This is a genomic window from Streptomyces caelestis (assembly GCF_014205255.1).
In the GTDB taxonomy this organism is placed as follows: Bacteria; Actinomycetota; Actinomycetes; order Streptomycetales; family Streptomycetaceae; genus Streptomyces; species Streptomyces caelestis.
The window spans coordinates 1,316,833-1,339,270 of the sequence record NZ_JACHNE010000001.1 but is presented as its reverse complement, the minus strand read 5'-3'; the positions used below and the strand labels follow the sequence as shown (position 1 = coordinate 1,339,270).

The following is a 22,438-nucleotide window of genomic DNA, read 5'->3' as shown; positions in this document are numbered from 1 at the left end:
CGCGACTTGTTCGCTTCGGCGGCCGGTTTCAAGTGCCAGCCGACGTCCCACGACTACATGGTCGTCAAGGAGAAGGCCGCAGTCCACGCCGGCTTCTCGGCGAACGCCAGGGTGGTCGACTACGTCTACAAGAACAACAAGGTGCACGCCTACTGGGACTGCACCAACTCCTCCGGCAACCCCTGGGTCTGCATCGGCAGCTGCCGCGTGGACGACGAGTCCATCTCGGGGCGCTGGGTCTACCGCGGGAACCTGAAGGGCTGACCCCCTCGCGATGCTTCGGTGAGCCGGGCCCGCCCCCGTCGCAGGGGGCGGGCCTCCGTTTCCGGGTCAGCCCCCGGTCGGCTCCCCGTGCAGTCGTACCGTGCTGAGGACCTTCATGATGGTCTCCTTGGGGACCTCGTTCTTGACTCCCCTGGCCCCGAAGAAGTTCCACGAGACGAAGTCGCCGGCCGAGTTCTTGAAGCCGAAGGCGACCGCCTTGCCGTCGCTCGCGCACTTGCTCTTGTCGGGCGTGTTCTCCGACCACGCCCAGGCGACGCTGCCCTTCACACCCGCGGCCGTTGTGTAGGCCGTGGCCTTGTCGTCGGTCTTGACGCTCTTCTTGTCCGGCTGGGTGTAGCCGCCGTACACCCACAACGCCGCGTTGATCACGGCGATCTCGTCGGTGTTCTTGGCGCCGTCGGCGCCCTTGGTGCCCGCTGCGGCCAGCGCCTCGCTCTCGGTCCTGCCGTCCTTGTCCTCGTCGCTCGTGCACCACTTGGACCGGTACAGCGTGGGTGCCGACATGGTGATGAGCTTCTTGGCCTCGTCCGACTTCTCGTCCTCGAAGGAGATGTACGAATTGGGGGGCTGCACCTCCCAGTCCGGCGGGACGTCGAAGGCCGTGCCCCACTTGGGGTTGATGACTACCTTCCAGCCCTTGATCGTGGGCTTGGCGTCCTCACCGTTGCGGGGGTTGTCCTCTGTGGTGGGCGTGCTCGGCTCAGCGGACGCGCTCACCGGTGCCTTGCCGTCCTTGCCGCTGCCGCCGTCCGCCGTGTCGTCCTGGTCGCCGCCCAGCACCAGGAAGCCGGTGACACCGGCCGCCACGACCACCGCTGTCGCCGCCACGACCGCGACCAGTTTCGTCCGGTTGCCGCCGCCCCGCGGGGGCTCGGGAACGCCGGCCGGCGAGGGGGCACCCCACTGAGGCTGCTGTCCATAGGGGTTGGGCTGCTGGTAGCCCGGCTGCTGGTACGGATTCGGCTGCTGGTAACCCGGTTGCTGATACGGGTTGTCCTGCTGCGGGTTCTGCTCGCCCCCGGGCGGTTGCTGTCCTGGCCACATGGGCAGTCACCCTAGCTGTGCATCGGCCACGATCCGGTCACCGGCCGTTGACGGAGATGTAGCGACCCGGGAACGGCACGGCGTGGGCCGATGCGGTGCGGACCGGTGCGGCGGTCGTCACACGACCTGGTCAGCCGTGACTACTCGTGAGTAACATTCGGCCATGAGCGCAGACCAGATGTCCATCGGCGAGATGCTCGCCGCCACCGTGCCCATGGCCCGGACCCTGAACCTGGAGTTCCTGGAGACCACGCCGGACAAGGCGGTGGTGTCCCTTCCGGACCAGAGCGAGTACCACAACCACGTGGGCGGGCCGCACGCCGGGGCGATGTTCACGCTCGGCGAGTCCGCGAGCGGGGCGATCGTGCTGGCCGCGTTCGGGGACCAGCTCTCGCGCGCCGTGCCGCTCGCCGTCAGCGCCGAGATCTCCTACAAGAAGCTGGCGATGGGTGCCGTCACCGCCACGGCCACGCTCGGCCGCCCGGCTGCCGAGGTCGTCGCCCAGCTGGACGCCGGTGAGCGCCCCGAGTTCCCGGTGGCCATCGCCCTGCAGCGGGCCGACGGTGCCGTCACCGGCGAGATGACCGTGGTGTGGACCCTGCGGCCCAACGGCTGACCGGGCTGTCGCGTATGCGGGGACCCCGGCCGGGTGCCGGGGCTTTCGCATGTCGGGCCGCCACGTTCCGGTGCCCGGGGCGCGCGCCGTCCAGCTCCCCGAGGGACCCTCTGAGCCATGTCACGAACTCCGGTCCCAGGTCGGGGCGTTCGCAGATCAGCCTGACCACCGCTCGCAGATGGTCGGCCTTGTCGCCGGTGTCGTGGCGCAGGCCGTTGAAGACGACCCCTTCCACCGTGCCGCCCGCGGCCAGCTCCTGCAGGGCGTCGGTCAGATGGATCTCGCCGCCCCGGCCGGGCGGGGTGCGCTCCAGGACGGCGAAGGCGTCCGGGTCGAGGACGTAGCGGCCGATGACGGCGTATCGACTCGGTGCGTCCTGCCGGGCCGGCTTCTCGACCAGGCCCGTGACGCGGACGACGCCCTCCTCGCCGGTCGGCTCGACGGCGGCGCAGCCGTAGCGGTGGATTCCGCTCGGGCGGGACCTCCATCAGGGCGACCACGCTGCCGAGCAGGCGGTCGCGGACGTCGAGCATCCGGCTGAGCAGGCTCTCGCGCGGGTCGATCAGGTCGTCGCCGAGGAGGACCGCGAAGGGCTGGTCGCCGACGTGCCGGCGGGCGCACAGCACGGCGTGGCCGAGGCCGAGCGGCTCGCCCTGCCGGATGTGGTGGATGCTCGCCGGCCGCGCCGGGTCGCGCACCGCGTCGAGCCGCACGGTGTCGCCCTTGGCCGCGAGGGTCTGCTCCAGCTCGAAGGCGTGGTCGAAGTGGTCCTCGATGGCCCGCTTGTGCCGGCCGGTGACCATCAGGACGTCGTCCAGCCCCGCCGCTGCCGCCTCCTCGACGACGTACTGGATGGCCGGCTTGTCGACGACCGGCAGCATCTCCTTGGGCGTCGCCTTCGTGGCGGGCAGGAAGCGGGTACCGAGACCGGCGGCCGGGACGACCGCCTTGCGCACGGTGCGGGCGGGGTGACCGGGGTGAAAGGGTGGGGGTCGATCATGCGGCCCATGCTGGCGGGCGGAGATGAGAGCGCGCCGAGAGCCACATGGGAGCGGGTTGTGGAGTTGGAGATTTCGTGGACCAACCGCCTGTGGCCGCACACAACTTGAGGCCCATCCCGGTGGAGTTTTCGAAAGCCGGTGCGGATACCGCCGGTAACATATTTGTACTCCCCTCGTTGTGAACATGGGTCATCCGAACTCCTTGTTACTTGTGAGTCGTGTGTGCGAAAGTGAGCCGCCTCACAGCCAAGTCCGCAGCTGACGCGGCTCAGGTATGCACCAATCACGCACCTGCTTTCCGACGGACGCGCAATTCGCATGCCGTTCTGCGGCTGGAAGGAAATGGTTCCGTGCAATCCCCTCACCCCCCACGCCCGCCGTACCCGCCGCGCCCCGGCGCGGGCCCCGCGGATTCCGATCGCAATCTCCTCGCCCGGGTCGGTGATCCCGGTGAAGGCCCGCGCGCCGCCGCGCTGTTGCTGGCCCGGCACTGGCGGGCTGTGTACGAGTACGCCGTCATCTGCCTGGCCTCTTCTCAGGATTCGGCGTCGATGGCGGCCGCCGCCGCGTTCCGCCGGGAACTCGCCCGGCCGGGCGGCGGAGCCCTGCGCCCGCGGCTGCTCGCGGCCGTGCGGGACACGGTCGGGGAGTGGGCCGCCGACGACGCCCTTTCCGGAGTACTGCCGGAACTCCGCAAACCCGTCGGCGCCCGCGGTCTGCGTGCGGCGCGGTCCGGGACAGCCGAAAGGCGACGGCTCGCCGAGCGCGCATTCCGGGCCCTTCCGGGGGCTTCCCAATGCCTGCTCTGGCACACGGAGGTCGAGGCCGAGCCCATATCCGTACCGGCCGGTCTGCTGGGAGTGGACGTCCGTACCGCGTCGACCGCGCTGGAGCAGGCGCGCGAGCAATTCCGGGCGGGTTGCGTGCGGGCCCACCGAGAACTCGCGCCGACGCGGGAATGCCGCTTCTACAACCGTCTGCTGGACGTTCCGATGCGCCGCGGTGGGGCCCTGCTGCCGGATGTGCAACGGCATCTGATGGCCTGCCGCTACTGCCGGCACGCCGCCGAACAACTCAGCCACTTCGAGGGCGGGTTGGAGGATCTGCTCGTCGAGACCGTGCTCGGCTGGGGTGCCCGCCGCTACCTCGAATCCCGGCCGGGCCGCGACGGGGGCGGGGACGGGGACGGGAGAGTCCTGCCCGGGGCCCCGGCCGGTGGCCGCCACCGGCTCCGGACCCGCGCCCTGCCGGCGGGCGGCCGGCTCGGGCCGTCGAGGAGACACGCGAAGGCGCTGGCCGCGGCGGTCACGGTGACCTCCCTCGTGCTGCTCGCGACCGTGCTGGCCGCCAGGGGCTGGACGGAGGAGGGCGGCACCGCCGCTCCCCAGGCCACCTGGGGAGCGGTCAGCGGCCACTCCGTATCCCCGGATTCCGCGGGAACCTCCTCGGGCCGCCTCCCGTCCGCCGCGTCCGCGGGCCATCCCGCCGAAGTGGCCCGTGGGCGGCTGCGCAACCTCGACGCCGGCCTGTGCCTCGATGTCCGGGGCGGCCGGGCCCGGGCCGACGCCCGCGCCGTGCTGACCTCCTGCTCGGCCGCCGGGTCCTCCCAGTGGTCGTACCAGGACGACGGCATGCTGCGCAGCGTCGCCGACCCCACCCTCTGCCTCGGCTCCGACACAGTGGAGGGCTCGGTCGTCCTGGCCGGCTGCCTCGTGCACGCCGGAGTGGTGCGCTACGACCTGACCGTGCGCGGCGAACTCCTGCCGCGCGGCGGCAAGGGGCTGGCCGTCGCCCACGGCAAGGACCGGAACGTGGTCGTCGCCGGGCGCGACGGGTCCGAGGCCCAGCGCTGGGCGCTGGAACCGGAGGTTGCTCCCGGCGGCGACGCGGAGCAGCCGGGGGAGCGGCGGAGCCGGGACACGCCTCGGGAGAGCCGTCAGAAGGAGAACCACCGGAAGCGGGAGCCGTACGACGGCGCCCCGCCCGGGCATCGGCCCGATCCCCCGCGGAGCAAGTCCGGGGAACTGCCGGAGGAGCGGTACGAGAGGCGGTTCGCCCAGGCGGACTGCTGCGACGCCGCCGAACCGGGACGGGCCCCCGGCACCGCCGCGCTTGGTCCGGTGCCCCACACCGACGCCCTCGCTTCGGCGCCGACCACGGTGACCACCGCCGTGACGACCACGCTCCACTCCACCGGGCTCCCGTAGCCCGGGCCTCCGGGTTTCCGCCGGGTCGCGCTGCTCAGGTGCTGGGGTGGGGCTCGGGGCTTCCGCTGGTTGGGCCGCCGGGTGTGGAGGGGTGGGCCGCCCGGCGCTACGGGCAGGTCATCGGACGGGAGGGCCGCGCGCTGGGCCAGGACGTGCTGCTGTTCACGGGGTCTGCGGCTGCGGACGAGCGTACGGGTGGGCGGCTGACGCGGCGCCTACCGCACAGCGGGCGACAGATGGCCGGGAGGCGCCCTGCATCGAACCGGAACAAACTGGTACTCCTCCTGAGGCCGCCGCAGAACCCAGGGAGTCACTCATGCCCGAGGCCCCGCGCCTGGACAACAGCACGCAACCGACCGACGAGGAACTGCGCACACTGGACGCCCACTGGCGGGCCGCCAACTACCTGGCGGCCGGTCAGATCTACCTGCTGGCGAATCCGCTGCTGACCGAACCGCTGCGGCCCGAGCACATCAAGCCGCGACTGCTGGGCCACTGGGGCACCTCGCCCGGGCTCAACCTCGTCCACACGCACCTCAACCGGGTGATCAAGAACCGCGCGCTGGACGCCCTGTGCATCTGGGGCCCGGGCCACGGCGGCCCGTCGGTGCTGGCCAACTCCTGGCTGGAGGGCAGCTACAGCGAGACCTACCGGGACGTGACACGGGACGCGCAGGGCATGGAGCTGCTGATGCGGCAGTTCTCGTTCCCCGGCGGCGTGCCCAGCCACGTCGCCCCGGAGGTGCCCGGCTCGATCCACGAGGGCGGCGAGCTCGGTTACTCCCTCGCCCACGCCTACGGCGCCGCCCTCGACCACCCCGGCCTGCTGGTCGCCTGCGTGATCGGCGACGGCGAGGCGGAGACCGGCCCGCTGGCCGGCTCCTGGCACGCCAACAAGTTCCTCGACCCCGTCCACGACGGTGCCGTCCTGCCGATCCTGCACCTCAACGGCTACAAGATCGCCAACCCGACGGTGCTCTCCCGCCTCCCGCAGTCCGAGCTCGACGCGCTCCTGCGCGGCTACGGCCACGAGCCGATCCACGTCAGCGGTGACGACCCCGCCACCGTCCACCGCGCGATGGCCCAGGCGATGGACACCGCCCTCGACCGCATCGCCGAGGCCCAGCGCGCCGCCCGCGAGGAGGGCGTGACCGAGCGCCCGCACTGGCCGGTGATCGTGCTGCGCACCCCGAAGGGCTGGACCGGCCCGGCCGAGGTCGACGGCGAGCCGGTCGAGGGCACCTGGCGCTCCCACCAGGTGCCGCTGGCCGGCGTCCATGACAACCCGGAACACCTGCGGCAACTGGAGGCCTGGCTGCGCTCCTACCGGCCCGAGGAGCTGTTCGACGCCGAGGGCCGACCGGTCGCGGACGTCCTGGCCTGCGTCCCGGAGGGCAGCAGGCGGCTCGGCGCCACCCCGTACGCCAACGGCGGGCTGCTCGTCCGCGACCTGCCGATCCCGTCCCTGGACGACTTCGCCGTCCCCGTCGACAAGCCGGGCACGACCCTGCACGAGCCCACGCGTGTCCTCGGCGACCTCCTGGCCCAGGTCATGCGGGACACCGCCGACCGCCGCGACTTCCGTCTGGTCGGCCCGGACGAGACCGCCTCCAACCGGCTCCAGGCCGTCTTCGACGCCAGCGGCAAGGCCTGGCAGGCCGAGACCCTCGACGTCGACGAGCACCTCGACCGGCACGGCCGGGTGATGGAGGTCCTCTCCGAACACCTCTGCCAGGGCTGGCTGGAGGGCTACCTGCTCACCGGCCGGCACGGGCTGTTCTCCTGCTACGAGGCGTTCGTGCACATCGTCGACTCGATGGTCAACCAGCACATCAAGTGGCTGCGCACCTCCCGGCGCCTGCCGTGGCGCGCCCCCATCGCCTCGCTCAACTACCTGCTGACCTCCCACGTGTGGCGGCAGGACCACAACGGCTTCTCCCACCAGGACCCCGGCTTCGTCGACCACGTCCTCAACAAGAGCCCGGAGGTCGTGCGGGTCTACCTCCCGCCGGACGCCAACACCCTGCTGTCCGTCGCGGACCACGCCCTGCGCAGCCGCGACTACGTCAACGTCGTCGTGGCCGGCAAGCAGCCCTGCTTCGACTGGCTGTCGATGGACGAGGCCCGGGTCCACTGCGCCCGCGGCGCCGGCATCTGGGCGTGGGCCGGCACCGAGGACGGCTCCCGCGAACCCGACGTGGTGCTGGCCTGCGCCGGAGACGTCCCCACCCAGGAGACCCTTGCCGCCGCGCACCTGCTCCGCCGGCACCTGCCCGACCTGTCGGTCCGCGTGGTCAACGTCGTCGATCTCGCCCGGCTGCTGCCCCGGGAGGAACACCCGCACGGCATGAACGACTTCGAGTACGACGGCCTCTTCACCACCGACAAGCCGGTGATCTTCGCCTACCACGGCTACCCGTGGCTGATCCACCGCCTGGCCTACCGCCGCACCGGCCACCAGCACCTGCACGTGCGCGGCTACAAGGAGGCCGGCACCACCACCACGCCCTTCGACATGGTCGTCCGCAACGACCTCGACCGCTACCGCCTCGTCATGGACGTCATCGACCGCGTGCCGGGTCTCGCGGTGCGCGCCACGGCCGTACGCCAGCGCATGGCCGACGCCCGCACCCGCCACCACGCCTGGATCCGTGAGCACGGCACCGACCTGCCCGAGGTCGCCGAGTGGAACTGGAACGCCTGAGCCGCGGGGGACGTCTTGTCACCCGGTAGGCTTCCCGGGCACGCAGGGAAGCACAGGGAAAGGATCCGGCGTTGCACGTCCAGGAGTGGCTCGAAACCGTACCCGCGGTGGCCGTCTACGCACTGGTGGGAGTGGTCATCGGCCTGGAGAGCCTGGGCATCCCGCTGCCGGGCGAGATCATCCTGGTCTCCTCCGCGCTGCTGGCCTCCCAGCACGGCGACATCGACCCCGTCGTCCTCGGCGCCAGCGCCACGGCCGGCGCGATCATCGGCGACTCCATCGGCTACGCCATCGGCCGCAAGGGCGGCCGGCCCCTGCTGGCCTGGCTGGGCAAGAAGTTCCCCAAGCACTTCAGCGAGGGCCACATCGCCACCGCCGAGCGCTCCTTCGAGAAGTGGGGCATGTGGGCCGTCTTCTTCGGCCGCTTCGTCGCCCTCCTCCGCATCTTCGCGGGCCCGCTCGCCGGTGTGCTCCGCATGCCCTACTGGAAGTTCCTCACCGCCAACATCCTCGGCGGCATCCTCTGGGCAGGCGGCACGACGGCGGTCATCTACTACGTCGGCATCGTCGCCGAGTCCTGGCTGAAGCGCTTCTCGTGGCTGGGCCTGGTGGCAGCGGTCCTGGTCGGCCTCACGTCGATGCTGGTCCTCAAGCGCAAGGCGAAGAAGGCAGCACCTGCTGTCGCCGCGGAGTAGGTTTTTCTACCGCCGAACAGCCTACGCATGCACCTCGCGGTGCGCCTTCGCCAACTCGGCGTACATCGTGCCGTTGAGGGTGATCCCCTGCCGCTCCTCCTCAGTCAAGGGCCGCTTGACCTTGGCCGGCACACCGGCGACAAGCGACCCGGGCGGCACCTGCATCCCCTGCGGCACCAGCGCCTGCGCGGCGACGAGCGACCCGGCCCCGATCACCGCCCCGTTCAGAACCGTCGCCCCCATACCGATCAGACAGTCGTCCTCGACGGTCGCCCCGTGCACCACCGCGTTGTGCCCGATGGACACCCGCTCACCCACCGTGACGGGAAACCCCGGGTCGGCATGGAGGGTGCAGTTGTCCTGGACGTTGCTGCTCGCGCCGACGGAGATCGTCTCGACGTCACCGCGCAGGACGGCCCCGTACCAGACACTCGCGCCCACCCCCAGCGTCACGCCCCCGATCACCGAAGCCGTCGGCGCCACGAACGCCTCCGGATCGACCTGCGGCTCCCTGCCGCCGATACCCGTGATCATCGCCCGCTGTCCCATGTCCGCCTCCAGAAACGTCGTAGACAACGCGCAAACCGTACGACACTCGATGGGGCGAAGATCACAGGCCTCCGACCCCGCGGGGTGAGCTACCGCTGAGTACCGTGACCTCGTGCCGAAGCGCAAGAACACGTTCTCATCCTGGCGGCGGGGCCTCGTGCAGCGCGCCGTCCACGCGGGCTGGGCCTGGGCGCAGCGCACGGGCTCCGTGACCGCCGAACATCCCGGGCGCTACCGATTCGGCGCGATGGGAACAGGTACCAGACTCGCCTTCCCGCTCGGCACGGTCTTCGGCGAACCCTGGATCCACATGGGCGCCCACTGCATCATCGGCGAGCAGGTCACCCTCACCGCCGGCCTGATGCCCGACCTCGACCTCGGCCCGGACCCGATCCTGCGCATCGGCGACGGCGTCGTCCTGGGCCGCGGCAGTCACGTCATCGCGGACACGACGGTCACCATCGGCAGCGACTGCTACTTCGGTCCGTACGTCTACGTCACGTCCACGAACCACTCCTACGACGATCCGCACGAGCCGATCGGCAAGCAGTGGCCGCGGATGGAGCCGGTGGAGATCGGACCCGGCTGCTGGATCGGCACGGGCGCGGTGATCCTGCCCGGCGCCCGGATCGGGCGGAACGTGGTGGTGGCCGCGGGCGCGGTCGTCCGGGGCGCGGTGCCCGACCACGCCGTGGTGGCGGGCGCGCCGGCGCGCGTGGTACGGCGCTGGACACCGGCCGACGGCTGGCAGCCTCCGCTGCGCACCCCGCCGCCGGTGCCGATACCGGAGGGCGTCACGCCCGAGCAGCTGCGCGCCCTCTCGGACCTGGACGAGGAGACGACGGCCCGGCTCGCCGAGCTGGAGCCGGAGTCCTGAACCGCCCCGGACACCGGCGGCAGTACAGTTCAGTGAACGATCAGGTCAACCACACCCTAGTGCATCTCGTTGCACTGTGTCATACATAACACTGGACGGAACGTGTCGGACCTCGAGCTGCTGACCCAGTCCCTGGCGCGCAGCGTCAAGCACTGGCGCGCGGTGCGCGGCTTCACCCTGGACGTGCTCGCCGCCCGGGCCGGCGTCAGCCGCGGCATGCTCATCCAGATCGAGCAGGCCCGCACCAACCCCAGCCTCGGCACCGTCGTCAAGATCGGCGACGCGCTCGGCGTCAGCATCACCACCCTCCTCGACCACGAGCAGGGCCCGAGGGTCCGCATCGTCCCCGCCGAGCAGGCCGTACGGCTGTGGCACACCGAGGCCGGCAGTTACAACCGGCTGCTCGCGGGCACCGAGGCGCCCGGCCCGCTGGAGATGTGGGACTGGCGGCTCATGCCCGGCGAGAGCAGCCCGTCCGACCCGCACCCCGCCGGCACCATGGAACTGCTCCATGTCACGGCCGGGGAGCTGACGCTCACCGTCGACGGCGTGAAGCACCGCGTCCCCGCCGGCGCGAGCGTGTCCTTCGAGGCCAACCTCCCGCACATGTACGGCAACACCGGTGACGTGCCGATGGAGATGATGATGGCCGTCTCGGTGCCACCCGTGACCTGAGACGCCCGGCCCCGGGGCGCTCCCGTGTTGTTAGCGTGCCGCTATGCGTGCACCCATCGGACACTTCGACGACGCCCGTCCGGCCCCCGCCTGCCTCGACGAGCTCACCGGCCCGGTCGCCGACGCCGTACGCCACTGGCACGGCAGCGTCCCCGCCGACCAGATCCTCTACGTCGACACCGACCCCAAGTGGGCCGACACCGCCACCTTCGTGGAGCACTACGGCCGTGATCTGCTGGAGCGGTCCGCGAACTGCGTGGTGGTCGCCGGCAAGCGCGGCGGCGAGACCACGCTCGCCGCGAGCGTCGTGCCGTCCACCACCCGGGTCGACGTCAACGGTGTCGTACGCCGCCAACTCGGCGCCCGCAAGGCCTCGTTCGCCGCGACGGACACGGCAACCGGGGAGACCGGCATGGAGTACGGCGGCATCACCCCGCTCGGACTGCCCGGCGGCTGGCCCGTGCTGGTGGACGCGGCCGTCGTCGACCTGCCGTACGTGCTGGTCGGCAGCGGCCGGCGGCGCGGCAAGCTGCTGGTGCCGGGCAAGGCGTTCGCGGAACTGCCGGGCGCGGTGGTGCTGGAGGGGCTCGGGGTCGCCTGAGGGCAGTCCTACACCGCCGCGTGGTGGGCCAGCGGGAGATGCGGGTCGGCCTCGCCCGGAGCCGGTTCCGGGTCGGCGTGGACCAGGGCCGCGGTGAGGCGGGGCACGGCGTGCAGCAGGGCGTGCTCGGCGTCGACGGCGATGCGGTGGGCCTGGCGTACGGTCACGTCACCGTCCACCACGACCGCGACCTCGGCGCGCAGCCGGTGACCGATCCAGCGCAGCCGCAGCTCACCCACCCCGCGCACCCCGGCGACCTCGGTCAGCGCCCGCTCGGCCCGGTCCACCAGGGCCGGATCGACCGCGTCCATCACCCGGCGGAACACCTCCCGCGCGGCGTCCCGCAGCACCAGCGCGATCGCCGCCGTGATCGCCAACCCGACGATCGGGTCGGCCAGTTGCCAGCCCAGGGCCGATCCGCCGGCGCCCAGCAGCACGGCCAGTGAGGTGAAACCGTCGGTGCGGGCATGCAGTCCGTCGGCGACCAGCGCGGCCGAGCCGATCGCGCGGCCGACGCGGATGCGGTACCGGGCCACCCACTCGTTGCCCGCGAATCCGACGAGGGCGGCCAGGGCGACCGCCGGGACGTGCTGGACCGGGCGCGGGTCGAGGAGACGGTCGACCGCCGTCCATCCGGCGAAGGCCGCCGACGCGGCGATCGTCAGCACGATCACCAGGCCCGCCAGGTCCTCGGCCCGTCCGTAGCCGTAGGTGAAGCGCCGGGTGGCCGCACGCCGGCCCAGCACGAAGGCGATGCCGAGCGGCACGGCGGTGAGCGCGTCCGCGGCGTTGTGCACGGTGTCCCCGAGCAGCGCCACCGAGCCGGAGGCGACCACCACGACCGCCTGCGCCAGTGCCGTCACGCCGAGCACCGCGAGCGACACCCACAGCGCCCGCATCCCGCGGGCCGAGGACTCCAGGGCGGGGTCGACCTTGTCGGCCGTCTCGTGGGAGTGCGGCGTGAGGAGGTGGGAGAGGCGGTGGCGGAGGCCGGTGGGGGAGTGGTGGTGTGGGTGTTCGTGCCGGTCGCTCACGTGGGTCCCCTTCCGGTGCGTGCGAGTGGACGTGGCCACGCCCATGGCGCCATTATGTGCGTATGAGCGCACGCATGCACCTGTCATCTGCGCATGATGCGCACCCGCGCAGTCCCGGCGAGGAGCAGTTCGCGCTCGCCGCCGAACTCCTCGCCCTGCTGGGGGACCGCACGCGGCTCACGCTGCTGCACGCGCTGGCCGAGGGAGAGGCCGACGTCACCACCCTCACGCAGGCGTGCGGGGCGGCCCGGCCCGCTGTCAGCCAGCACCTGGCGCGACTGCGTCTCGCAGGGTTGGTGAACACGCGCAAGGAGGGCCGCCGGGTGATCTACGCGCTCCGCGACGGCCATCTGCGCCGGCTCGTGGACGAGGCGCTGAACGTGGCCGACCACCGGCTCACCGACCGGCCCGTCCACGACTGAATCAGTACCGCGCGGCCGTCCCCAGGTACTGCTCGGCGAAGGCGGCGGCCGCCGCGGGCGACGTGAACAGGCGACGCAGCCGGGCGAGCGTGGTGCCCGCGCGGAACGGGTCGCCCGCAGCCGTGCCGTGGTACACCTCGGACAGCCACTGCGAGAACTCCTGGTAGTCCCACACCCGCCGCAGGCACGCCTGCGCATAGCCGCCCAGGCCGCTGTCGTCCCCGCTGGTCAGGCGGGCCACCAAGGCGTCGCCGAGCAGGAAGGCGTCGTGCAGGGCGAGGTTCATGCCCTTGGCGGCGATGGGGGCGACCAGATGGGCCGCGTCTCCGGCGAGGAAGAGCCGACCGGACACCATCGGCTCGACCACGTAGTCGTGCATGTCCAGCACGCGCTTCTCGATCAGCCGCCCCTCGGTCAGCGGCGGCACACCGGTCACCCCGAGCCGCTCCTGCAGCTCCGCCCAGACGCGCTCGTGCGGCCAGTTCTCCGGGTCGTCGCCCGGTGGGCACTGGAGGTAGTAGCGGGTCACCTGCGGGCTGCGGGGCATCTGCCCGGCGAACCCCTTGGCGTGGCAGCCGAACAGCACGCAGTCGGCGGAGGACGGCGCCTCGGCGAGCAGGGCCAGCCAGCCGATGCCGTAGTCGTGCCGCGCGACACGGACCCGCTCCGGCGGCAGGGCGGCCCGCGTCACCCCGCGCGCTCCGTCGCAGCCGGCCACGAAGTCGCAGGGCACCACGCGGTGTTCACCCGTCTCCGGACAGGTGTACGACACCGACGGCCGGTCGGTGCCGATGTCGTGCACCCGCACGTCCCGCACCCCGAAACGGATCTGTCCGCCGCGTACGTCGGCGTACTCGCGCACCAGGTCCGTCACCAGCAACGGCTGTGGGTAGACGAAGTGATGACTGCCGGTCAGCTCCCCGTAGGGAAACCGGTACCGCTCGCCGTCGAAGCGGAACTCGCACGTGGTGTGCAGCTCTGCGCGGTCCAGCAGGTTCCGGGCCAGCCCGCGCTTCTCCAGGCCCCGCACGGCCCATTCCTCGATGACGCCGGCCCGGGGCCGCTGTTCGATGAACTCGCGGGTCTCGGTCTCCAGCACCAGGCAGTCCACGGACGCGGCCCGCAGGATGTTGCCGACGGTCAGCCCCGCGGGACCGGCGCCCACGACAACGACTGGGAAACGTTGCGGGGCGCCGGAGTCCGGAGGCGGGGAGGCTTGGGTCATGCGCTCATTATGGAGGCGCCGACCGCGCGTGGGCGGTGTCAGTGGACGGCCACCTCGGTGACGGCCACCTCCCCGATGCTCCGCTCGATCTCCTCCGGCCGGGACGCCGACGCCCGGGCCCAGTAGTAGATCGCCAGGGAGAACACCGTGATGAGCAGGATGTCCCACCACAGTCCGATGTGACCCTGGCCGCCGAAGCCGCCCTGCCAGGAGATGACGCCCATGCCCAGCAGGTAGACGGGCAGCCACCGGGCGGCCTTCCAGTCGAGCCGGGGAGCGTCGGGCAGGCCCTTGCGGGTGGCGTACCAGGCGTATCCGCCGAGCAGGACGTAACCGAGGACGATGGCCACACCGAGTCGCCACAGCGTGTCCCAGGTCGACCAGTAGATGATGAGGTTGGCCACCACGAACGACAGCGGGGAGATGACGTTCCCGCCGGGCAGGCGGTAGGGGCGTTCGCGCTGCGGCAGCCGGTCGGCGAAGACGCCGTACGCCAGCGGGGCGCCCGCGTACATCAGCACGCTCGCCGAGGTGATGAAGCCGACCAGCTGCTGCCAGCTCGGGAACGGCAGGAAGCAGATCACGCCGGTCACGAACGAGACGATCAGGCCGAACCACGGCACGCCGCGCGCGTCGGTGCGGGTGAAGATCTTCGGCGCGTAGCCGTTGCGGGCCAGGCCGTAGGAGACGCGGGAGGTGGCGGTGGTGTAGATCAGGCCGGTGCCGCCGGGGGAGACGACCGCGTCCAGATACAGCACCACGCTCAGCCAGCCGAGTCCCAGCAGGGTGGCCAGCCCCGCCCAGGGGCCGCTGATACCGGGGTAGTCGAGCTTGGTCCAGCCGTGCGCGAAGGAGCTCAGTGGCAGGGCGGCGATGAAGACGACCTGGAGCAGGACGTAGATCGCGGCTCCGATGGCGACCGAGCCGAGCGTCGCGCGCGGCAGGTCACGGGCCGGGTCGCGGCTCTCGCCCGCCAGCTGGATCGCCTGCTCGAAGCCCAGCAGGGCGAAGATGATGCCGCTGGAACTGACCGCGCTCAGCACGCCGTGGGCGCCGAACGGGGCGAAGCCGTGCTCGGTGAAGTTGCCCGGGTGGAAGTTGCCGGCCGCGATGATGAAGATCGCGGCCAGCGGCACGGCCACCTTCCACCAGGTGGCGGCGCTGTTGGTGTGCGCCAGGACCCGCACCCCGAGGAAGTTGATCACGACGAACACGGCCATGAGGACCACCGCGACGACGAACCCGCTCGTCGTCAGCGTCCCGTCCTTGGCGTGCTGGAAGCCCTGGGCCCAGTGCCAGTGCCCGGCGTAGCCGATCATGGCCTCGACCTCGATCGGTGCCACGGTCGCCGCCTGGAGCCAGGAGAACCAGCCGAAGGACATGCCGGCGAGACCGCCGAACGCGTAGTGCGGATAGCGTGCCGTGCCGCCCGCGACCGGGAACATACCGCCGAGTTCCGCGTGCACCAGTGCCAGCAGCACGATCGCGACCGCGCCGATCAGCCACGACAGGATCGCCGCCGGGCCGGCCGCCACGACCGCCTTCTCGGCGCCGTACAACCAGCCGGAGCCGATGATGGATCCGACCGACGCCCACATGAGCCCGATCAGTCCGACATCCCGGCGGAGGCCGTCTCTTACCATGAATTCACGGGCCTCTCATAAATGAACTCGAAGAGTTCAGTGATCAAGAGGCCTCAGATTAGAAATCGATTATCCAGCGGTAGAAGACGAGTTGTGCAGCCTTGACCCGGCGCGGGTATTTCCTGGAGAGCGCTTCAGGAATTCTGTACGCGGCGATGAGGAAGTCGTGGGATCTCGATCGCCGGGCAGCGGTCCATCACCATCTCCAGCCCCGAAGCGCGGGTCCGGTCGTAGGCCGCCTCGTCGATGACGCCGAGCTGGAACCACACCGCCTTCGCGCCCTTCGCGACCGCCTCGTCCGCGACGGCTCCGGCGAGATCGCTGTTCACGAACACGTCCACGACGTCCACGTGGAAGGGGATGTCCGCCAGACTGGCGTACCCCTGCTCGCCGTGCACTCGCTCCGCCTTGGGGTGCACGGGCACGACGCGCTTGCCGTAGCGCTGGAGCACGGCGGCGACGCCGTACGCCGCGCGCTGCTGGTTCGACGACAGGCCCACCACGGCCCAGGTGTCGCCGAGCCCGGTGAGGATCCTGCGGACCGTTGCCTCGTCGCCGTACACCGGCGGCCTCCTCGAAAGTCGTGAACGACTGCTGTCGCACTGCCGTCCGTGCAACGACGCAGGGTGCGCGCTGATTCCCCGGCGCCCTCCGTGATAGCTTGCCGAGGCCAGTCGAACCCATGTACGTGGGTCAGGGAATCCGGTGCGAATCCGGAACTGACGCGCAGCGGTGAGGGGGACGGGCGGGGCCTCGGCCACTGGACGGCGTGTACGACGTCCGGGAAGGCGCCTCGCACCGGACGAACCCGAGTCCGAAGACCTGCTGGCGGCCCCCGCGGCGGTTCGCGGCGGGGGAGCACCGTACGACCGGGCTCCGCGATCGAGCCCTCGACGACTGAGGACTGGTTTCCGTGCCCCTCGCCCGACCCGCCCGTGCCGCCGTCCTGCTCGCGGCCGGCTCCCTGCTCCTGACCGGCTGCGGCGGCTCGAAGGCCACGACCGTGAGAGCCGCCGTCACGCTCGACAACTGCGGCCACGAGGTGCGCGTCGAGGCCTCGCCGCAGCACGCCGTCTCCCTCAACCAGGGCACCACCGAGATCCTGCTCTCCCTCGGCCTCGCCGACCGCCTCGCGGGCACGGCCACCTGGACCGACCCCGTGATGAAGGGGCTGGCGAAGGCCAACGCGAAGGTGCCGCGCATCTCCGACAACAGCCCGTCCTTCGAACGGGTCCTGGACGCCGGCCCCGACTTCGTCGCCGCCTCCTTCGTCTCCACCCTCGGCAAGGGCGGCGTCGCCACCCGCGAGCAGTTCGAGAAGCTCGGCGTGCCCACGTACGTCTCCCCGTCGGACTGCGCCGGCAAGGACAACTCCGGGGGCGGCGACGGCGCGCGCGCCAAGGCACTGGGCATCGACACCGTCTACGGCGAAGTACACGACCTGGCGACCGTGTTCGGGGTGAAGGAACGGGGCGACCAGCTCGTGGCCTCCCTCCAGCGGCGCATGGCGAAGGCCACGCGGGGCGTCGACGCCTCCGACGTCACCCTCCTGTACTGGTTCGCCAACTCCGAGTCCCCCTACATGGCGGGCTGTTGCGGAGCGCCCGGCATCATCACCCGGGCCCTGGGCGCGAAGAACGTCTTCGACGACACGCACGAGGAGTGGCCGCAGACCAACTGGGAGACGGTCGCCGACCGCGACCCCGACGTCCTCGTCATCGGCGACCTCACCCGCACGTCGCAGACCGCCGAGTCCGCCGCGAAGAAGATCGCCTTCCTGGAGTCCAACCCGGTCACCAGGAACATGGACGCGGTCAAGCACAAGAGGTACGTGCTGCTCAGCGGGCAGGCCATGAACCCGACCGTCCGCACGGTCGAGGGCGTGGAGAAGGTCGCCGCCGGACTGCGCGCGTTCGGGCTCGTGAAGTGACCGTCCGCGGGCTCGCGCTCGGCACCGGAGGGGCCCTGCTGCTGGCCGTCTCCCTGGCCCTGGCGATCACCGTCGGACCGGCCGACATCCGGGTCGCGGACGTCTGGTCCGTCGTCGCGGCCCACCTCGGGCTCGGCAGCTCGGACCTGACGCCGATCCGCGACGGGATCGTCTGGCAGCTGCGGCTGCCGCGCACCCTGCTCGCGGCCGTGTGCGGCGCCGGACTGGCCGTGTGCGGCGTGGTGATGCAGTCGCTGCTGCGCAACCCGCTCGCCGACCCGTTCGTGCTCGGAGTCTCCTCCGGCGCCTCCACCGGCGCGGTCGTGGTCGTCGTCCTGGGCGTGGGCGGCGGTGCCGTCTCGGTGTCCGCGGGCGCGTTCCTCGGCGCCCTGGTGTCCTTCGCGCTGGTGCTGCTGCTCAGCCACACCCTCGGCGGCACCACCGACCGGGTCGTCCTCGCGGGCGTCGCCGCCATGCAGCTCTTCTCCGCCCTCACCTCCTTCGTCGTGATGACCGCCGCCGACGCCGAGACGACCCGGGGCGTGCTGTTCTGGCTCCTCGGCTCGCTCGCCGGCGTGGGCTGGACCGACGTGTGGCTGTGCCTGGCCGTCCTGGCCGTGACGCTGGTGGTGTGCCTGTCGTACGCCCGTACCCTCGACGCCTTCGCCTTCGGGCAGGACGCGGCGGCCGCGCTCGGGGTGTCCGTGGCCCGCACCCGTCTGGTGCTGCTGTGCGTCACGGCCCTGCTCACGGCCGCGCTGGTCAGCTCGGCCGGGGCGATCGGCTTCGTCGGGCTGGTCCTGCCGCACGCAGCGCGGGCCCTGGCCGGTCCCGGGCACGCCCGGCTGCTGCCGGTCACCGCACTCGCCGGTGCGGTGTTCCTGGTGTGGGTGGACACGCTCGCCCGCACGGTCCTGGACCCGCAGGAGGTGCCGGTGGGAGTCGTGACGTCGCTGATCGGGGTGCCGGCGTTCGTGGCGGTGCTGTACCGGACACGGAGGGTGCGGTGAGCGGGGTCGAGGCGGCGGTGAGCGGTGCCGGGCTGCGGGCCGAGCGGGTCGGTCGCCGGGCCGACGGGCGCCTCATCCTCGACGGCGTCGTCCTCGCGCCGGAGACCGGCTCCACCGTCGGCGTCCTCGGCCCCAACGGCTCCGGCAAGTCCACGCTGCTGCGGCTGCTGGCCGGCCTGCTCACGCCGACCGCCGGAGTCGTCACCCTCGACGGCACGCCGCTGGGTGACCTGCCCCGCCGTACCGTCGCCCGCCGCCTCGCCGTGGTCGAGCAACAGGCCGACCCCCAGGTCGAGTTGACCGCCGCGGACGTCGTACGGCTGGGCCGTGTCCCGCACCGCCGCGCCTGGACGCCGGCGTCGCCGGACGACGAGCGTGCGGTACGCGGCGCCCTGGAGCGCACCGGCCTCGCCGACCGCGCCGACCAGGCCTGGCACACCCTCTCGGGCGGCGAACGCCAGCGGGTGCAGATCGCTCGCGCGCTCGCCCAGGAACCCCGCGAACTCCTCCTGGACGAGCCGACCAACCACCTCGACATCCACCACCAGCTCGACCTGCTCGCCCTGGTCACCGGCCTGCCGGTCACCACCGTCGTCGCCCTGCACGACCTCAACCTCGCGGCGATGTACTGCGACCGGATCGTCGTCCTGAGCGCGGGGCGCGTCGTGGCCGGTGGCGCTCCGGGCGATGTCCTGACGGAGGAACTCATCGCCGAGGTGTACGGGGTACGGGCCGCCGTCAGTTGTGAAGGCCCCGAGGGGCGGCCTCACGTGCGGTTCCTGGGGACGCTGGGGTGAGCGGGAGGTGGGCGCTGAGGGCCGGGGGCCGGGGTGGGCGATTCCCGCCAAGGTCGTCCAACCCGTCCGGTGTGTTGTCGGTGGGCGCGATTCCTGCCCCGGTGACATGGTCGTCCGGCACGCCATTGGTGGGGTGTTCCCGCCACGGTGGCCGGAAAAAGCCGCACATGCCCGCATCGGCCCGCCACCCGTCCTACGCTCGCCTCGTGCTGCGCATCATCGACGCCCATAGCGGCGAGCCGGTCGACGCCGCTCCGGCCCGCCGGGGCCTGACCCGTGTCGAGGTGCACGCGCCCGGCTCCGACACGACGAATCTGCGGGTGCTGCTCGTGGCGGACGTGCTCGTGCGGGCGCTCGAGCTCGGCGGCACACCGGTGTGGGCCCTGCTGACCGGCGGGCGCCGCCAGGCGGAGCTGCGAGCGGACGCCGCGGCCCTCGGCATCCGCCCCTTCGAGGACAGCCCCGACGTCGGCGCCGGGCTGGGCGAGGCCCAGGTCGTCCATGTCGTCACCGAGGGTGGCGCGGTGCCCGAGGGGGTGCGGATCGCTGTCGCGCCTGTGGAGGTGACGGGGCCGGGCCCGTCGGGCGGAGAGCGGCGGGAAGCCGGGAGGTCGGACGACGGTTCCGCGGACTTGGACCTGCCGCTCGGCGGGGCGGCGGAGTCGGACCCGTCAGGTGACGGGTTCTCGGAGCCGAGTCCACCGAGCGGCCGGACGGAGGAGGAGCGGCCAGTCGGCCAGTGCGCGGGGTCGGATCCGGCGAACGGCCAGTCGGGGGACTCCGGCCCGCTGGGCGGCGGCGTCGATCCCACCGTCCTGCGCCTCGCCCTGCTCACCGGGCACCACAACACGCCCGTCCGGCTGGACGCGGGCGTCCTCGACGAGGCCCGCGCCACCCTCGCCCGATGGCGCGGCGCGGTCGCCCGTTGGGCCCGGCAGCCCTCGCGGCCCGTCCCCGACGAGGTGCGCGGGCGGTTGCGCGAGGCCTGGGAGGACGATCTGGACGTGCCCCGGGTGCTGGACGAGCTGCGGCGCGTGGAGAACGAGCGGGACCTGCCGGACGGCGCCCGTTTCGAGACGTACGCCTACGCCGACCGGCTCCTCGGCCTTGAGCTCACCCGCGACCTGGGAGCCCCGTCATGATCGAGCGCGCCGCCGGAGCGGGCCCGCTGCGCCGCCTGGTCGTGCTGCGGCACGCCAAGTCCGCCTGGCCCCTGGACGTCGCCGATCACGACCGCCCGCTCGCCCCACGCGGCCGCCGCGACGCCCCCGCGGCCGGACAGGCCCTGGCCGAGGCCGGCAGCCTGCCGGACCTCGCGCTGTGCTCCACCGCCGTCCGCGCCCGCCGGACCTGGGAACTGGCCGCCGCCGAGTGGGGCACGCCCCCGCCCGTCCGGTACGACCGGCGCCTGTACGCCGCGAGCCCCGCCGGTCTGCTGGCCGTCGTGCACGAGGTGTCCGCCGAAGTGGAGACGCTGCTGCTGATCGGGCACAACCCGGGCCTGGAGGAACTGATCCTGGCGCTCGCCGATGACGGCGTCGACGACACCCTGGAGCGGGTCCGCACGAAGTTCCCGACCTCGGCCATCGCCGTCCTGTCCTGGTACGGCACGACCTGGCGGGCCCTCACCCCCGGCGCCGCGCTGCTCACCTCCCTGACCGTGCCCCGGGGCGCGAAGAAGTAGCCCCGGGCCGGTCCGGCCCGTCCTCGAGCCCGCGCATGGGCTCATGTGTTTCCTTTGTCATCCCTAGCGCTGCGTCATCCGTCGGTGTAGTGCCGTGTGTCCGGTACCGGTCTCGGTGTCCCGTGTCAGTGCGTGGATCGAATGGGTTACCCCTTCTCAGAAGTGCCGTTTATCGGATGACAGCACCACGGGCGGGAAAGGGGGAGTGCCGGTGAGCCGGAAGGTAAGGTGCCACTCCTCCACGATGGGCACCATCCATGCCAGGCGCCACGTCTGGCAGGGGATCAAGCTGATCTGAGACGCTGGCCGGATGCAGGACCAATACCGCACGGTCGCCCGCGCCGGCGTGCACGAGACCGAGGTCAACCGCTCCCGCTTCCTGTGCGCCCTCGCCCCGGCGGCCACCGAGCAGGAGGCGCAGGACTTCATCGCCACGGTCCGCAAGGAGCACGCCGACGCGTCCCACAACTGCTGGGCCTACGTCATCGGCGCCGACGCCTCCGTCCAGAAGGCGAGCGACGACGGCGAACCCGGCGGCACCGCCGGCGTTCCCATGCTCCAGATGCTGCTGCGCCGTGACATGCGGTACGTCGTCGCCGTCGTCACCCGCTACTTCGGCGGGGTCAAGCTCGGCGCGGGCGGGCTCATCCGGGCGTACGGCGGAGCGGTCGGCGAGGCCCTGGACACCCTCGGCACGCGCACCCGCCGCCGGTTCCGGCTGGCCACGGTCACCGTCGACCACCAGCGGGCCGGCAAGCTCGAGAACGACCTGCGTACCGGCGGGCGCGAGGTGCGGGACGTGCGCTACGGGGAGGCGGTCACGATCGACATCGCGCTGCCGGACGCCGACGTGGACGCCTTCCGGGCGTGGCTCGCCGACGCGACCGCCGGAACGGCCGGCTTCGAACCGGGCGGGGAGGCGTACGGCGACGCCTGACGCGCGGTCAGCCACCTCTGCGGCGCCCGGGAGCCGGCCCGTCGGGCGTCACTGGCGGTGGAGTGGGACGGCGGACCGCAGCGCGCCACCGATTGCGTCGCGTAGTCGTACGTGCTCCGCCCCTCGGCCGGACCGGCGAAGGGGCGGAGCTGCGAAGGGACGGAGCGGCGGGCGGCGGACCGTCCGCCGCGGAGAGTGGCTACCGGCCGGTGTCGGTGGCGGCGGGCTCCTCCAGGTGGCCGGTGGCGTCGATGGTGCCTTGGCCGACCTCGGCCCGCGCGTCCCCCGCCGCTTCCGCGCTCGCGGGAAGGCGGCCCAGCCGGACGGCGAGCAGTGCCGTGCCGACGGCGAGTGCCGCGAGGACGTCGGCGGTGAGGTCGAAGGCCTGACCTGTTCCACGGCATACATGTGGATATTTCCTCTGAATCGACGCCCGATGGGTGGGCCATCCAGAGGTTCGTGAGGGACCAGGTGCCCGCACGGGTTAGCGTGGTGGGTGCTG

At 72.1% G+C, this 22,438-nt stretch carries 22 protein-coding genes, 1 pseudogene and 1 riboswitch; of the genes and pseudogenes, 15 read left to right on the top strand and 8 right to left on the bottom strand.

Annotated elements, in window-relative coordinates; translation table 11 throughout:
* Positions 1-6 precede the first annotated feature (6 nt).
* Positions 7-264 carry a phospholipase D-like domain-containing protein gene (locus HDA41_RS05975; RefSeq protein ID WP_184981379.1) on the top strand — a complete coding sequence of 86 codons (258 nt, stop codon included), beginning with the start codon at positions 7-9 and terminating at the stop codon, positions 262-264.
* A gap of 66 nt (positions 265-330) precedes the next feature.
* On the opposite strand, the gene HDA41_RS05970 is transcribed toward HDA41_RS05975, so the two are convergent.
* Complete coding sequence (locus HDA41_RS05970; RefSeq protein WP_184981377.1) at positions 331-1,329, bottom strand: DUF8017 domain-containing protein; 999 nt, start codon at positions 1,327-1,329, stop codon at positions 331-333.
* A gap of 163 nt (positions 1,330-1,492) precedes the next feature.
* Here HDA41_RS05970 and HDA41_RS05965 point away from each other — a divergent pair, with 163 nt between their 5' ends.
* The gene (locus HDA41_RS05965) at positions 1,493-1,945 is read left to right on the top strand and encodes a DUF4442 domain-containing protein (RefSeq protein WP_184981375.1); all 453 of its coding nucleotides are present in this window, start codon (positions 1,493-1,495) and stop codon (positions 1,943-1,945) included.
* An 85-nt stretch (positions 1,946-2,030) separates the two neighbouring features.
* On the opposite strand, the pseudogene galU reads toward HDA41_RS05965, so the two are convergent.
* Positions 2,031-2,945, bottom strand: a pseudogene (gene galU, locus HDA41_RS05960) (UTP--glucose-1-phosphate uridylyltransferase GalU); the annotation flags it as partial.
* A gap of 351 nt (positions 2,946-3,296) precedes the next feature.
* Here galU and HDA41_RS05955 point away from each other — a divergent pair.
* The 3 genes from HDA41_RS05955 to HDA41_RS05945 all read left to right on the top strand — a co-directional run bounded on the left by HDA41_RS05955 (position 3,297) and on the right by HDA41_RS05945 (position 8,552).
* The gene (locus HDA41_RS05955; protein ID WP_230299627.1) at positions 3,297-5,153 is read left to right on the top strand and encodes an RICIN domain-containing protein; all 1,857 of its coding nucleotides are present in this window, start codon (positions 3,297-3,299) and stop codon (positions 5,151-5,153) included.
* Positions 5,154-5,469: 316 nt separating this feature from the next.
* Positions 5,470-7,857 carry a phosphoketolase family protein gene (locus HDA41_RS05950; RefSeq protein ID WP_184981372.1) on the top strand — a complete coding sequence of 796 codons (2,388 nt, stop codon included), beginning with the start codon at positions 5,470-5,472 and terminating at the stop codon, positions 7,855-7,857.
* 71 nt (positions 7,858-7,928) lie between these two features.
* Entirely contained in the window at positions 7,929-8,552 is a 624-nt protein-coding gene (locus HDA41_RS05945) for a DedA family protein (RefSeq protein WP_184981370.1), read from the top strand.
* 21 nt (positions 8,553-8,573) lie between these two features.
* On the opposite strand, the gene HDA41_RS05940 is transcribed toward HDA41_RS05945, so the two are convergent.
* Entirely contained in the window at positions 8,574-9,101 is a 528-nt protein-coding gene (locus tag HDA41_RS05940; RefSeq protein WP_184993190.1) for a gamma carbonic anhydrase family protein, read from the bottom strand.
* A gap of 112 nt (positions 9,102-9,213) precedes the next feature.
* On the opposite strand from HDA41_RS05940, the gene HDA41_RS05935 reads away from it, so the two are divergent.
* From HDA41_RS05935 to HDA41_RS05925, 3 genes are all read left to right on the top strand, one after another.
* Entirely contained in the window at positions 9,214-9,978 is a 765-nt protein-coding gene (locus HDA41_RS05935) for an acyltransferase (protein WP_184981367.1), read from the top strand.
* Between the two features lie 102 nt (positions 9,979-10,080).
* Positions 10,081-10,653 (top strand): helix-turn-helix domain-containing protein, encoded by a 573-nt coding sequence (locus HDA41_RS05930; RefSeq protein WP_184981365.1) that lies wholly within the window; start codon positions 10,081-10,083, stop codon positions 10,651-10,653.
* A 43-nt stretch (positions 10,654-10,696) separates the two neighbouring features.
* On the top strand, positions 10,697-11,254 hold the full coding sequence (locus tag HDA41_RS05925; protein ID WP_184981363.1) for a YbaK/EbsC family protein: 558 nt from the start codon (positions 10,697-10,699) through the stop codon (positions 11,252-11,254).
* Positions 11,255-11,262: 8 nt separating this feature from the next.
* Here the strand turns inward: HDA41_RS05925 and HDA41_RS05920 are convergent, their stop codons facing one another.
* Complete coding sequence (locus HDA41_RS05920; protein ID WP_221511424.1) at positions 11,263-12,333, bottom strand: cation diffusion facilitator family transporter; 1,071 nt, start codon at positions 12,331-12,333, stop codon at positions 11,263-11,265.
* Positions 12,334-12,350: 17 nt separating this feature from the next.
* Here HDA41_RS05920 and HDA41_RS05915 point away from each other — a divergent pair, with 17 nt between their 5' ends.
* Positions 12,351-12,710: an ArsR/SmtB family transcription factor gene (locus HDA41_RS05915; RefSeq protein WP_184981359.1), complete on the top strand. Its 360-nt coding sequence runs from the start codon at positions 12,351-12,353 to the stop codon at positions 12,708-12,710.
* Position 12,711: 1 nt separating this feature from the next.
* On the opposite strand, the gene HDA41_RS05910 is transcribed toward HDA41_RS05915, so the two are convergent.
* The 3 genes from HDA41_RS05910 to HDA41_RS05900 all read right to left on the bottom strand — a co-directional run bounded on the left by HDA41_RS05910 (position 12,712) and on the right by HDA41_RS05900 (position 16,141).
* A complete protein-coding gene (locus HDA41_RS05910) occupies positions 12,712-13,935 on the bottom strand; it encodes a 4-hydroxybenzoate 3-monooxygenase (RefSeq protein WP_184981357.1) in 1,224 nt (407 codons plus the stop codon).
* A 38-nt stretch (positions 13,936-13,973) separates the two neighbouring features.
* Positions 13,974-15,578 carry an APC family permease gene (locus HDA41_RS05905; RefSeq protein ID WP_184981355.1) on the bottom strand — a complete coding sequence of 535 codons (1,605 nt, stop codon included), beginning with the start codon at positions 15,576-15,578 and terminating at the stop codon, positions 13,974-13,976.
* Positions 15,579-15,712: 134 nt separating this feature from the next.
* Entirely contained in the window at positions 15,713-16,141 is a 429-nt protein-coding gene (locus HDA41_RS05900; RefSeq protein ID WP_184981353.1) for a CoA-binding protein, read from the bottom strand.
* Positions 16,142-16,247: 106 nt separating this feature from the next.
* A riboswitch (cobalamin riboswitch) is annotated at positions 16,248-16,408 on the top strand.
* Between the two features lie 83 nt (positions 16,409-16,491).
* Between HDA41_RS05900 and HDA41_RS05895 the strand changes: the two genes are divergently transcribed.
* The 6 genes from HDA41_RS05895 to HDA41_RS05865 all read left to right on the top strand — a co-directional run bounded on the left by HDA41_RS05895 (position 16,492) and on the right by HDA41_RS05865 (position 21,936).
* The gene (locus HDA41_RS05895; protein ID WP_184981351.1) at positions 16,492-17,508 is read left to right on the top strand and encodes an ABC transporter substrate-binding protein; all 1,017 of its coding nucleotides are present in this window, start codon (positions 16,492-16,494) and stop codon (positions 17,506-17,508) included.
* Positions 17,505-18,518, top strand: a complete 1,014-nt coding sequence (locus HDA41_RS05890) for a FecCD family ABC transporter permease (RefSeq protein WP_184981349.1) — start codon at positions 17,505-17,507, stop codon at positions 18,516-18,518. Before HDA41_RS05895 ends, HDA41_RS05890 begins: the two co-directional genes overlap by 4 nt.
* A gap of 17 nt (positions 18,519-18,535) precedes the next feature.
* Positions 18,536-19,315 carry an ABC transporter ATP-binding protein gene (locus HDA41_RS05885; RefSeq protein ID WP_184993188.1) on the top strand — a complete coding sequence of 260 codons (780 nt, stop codon included), beginning with the start codon at positions 18,536-18,538 and terminating at the stop codon, positions 19,313-19,315.
* Positions 19,316-19,521: 206 nt separating this feature from the next.
* Positions 19,522-20,457 (top strand): hypothetical protein, encoded by a 936-nt coding sequence (locus HDA41_RS41055; protein WP_230299629.1) that lies wholly within the window; start codon positions 19,522-19,524, stop codon positions 20,455-20,457.
* Entirely contained in the window at positions 20,454-20,999 is a 546-nt protein-coding gene (locus tag HDA41_RS05870) for a SixA phosphatase family protein (protein WP_184981347.1), read from the top strand. The genes HDA41_RS41055 and HDA41_RS05870 overlap by 4 nt, the downstream gene beginning before the upstream one ends.
* Before the next feature lie 310 nt (positions 21,000-21,309).
* A complete protein-coding gene (locus HDA41_RS05865) occupies positions 21,310-21,936 on the top strand; it encodes a YigZ family protein (protein ID WP_184981345.1) in 627 nt (208 codons plus the stop codon).
* Positions 21,937-22,135: 199 nt separating this feature from the next.
* Here HDA41_RS05865 and HDA41_RS05860 read toward each other — a convergent pair whose 3' ends face one another.
* Entirely contained in the window at positions 22,136-22,417 is a 282-nt protein-coding gene (locus HDA41_RS05860) for a hypothetical protein (protein ID WP_230299630.1), read from the bottom strand.
* Between the last annotated feature and the right edge of the window lie 21 nt (positions 22,418-22,438).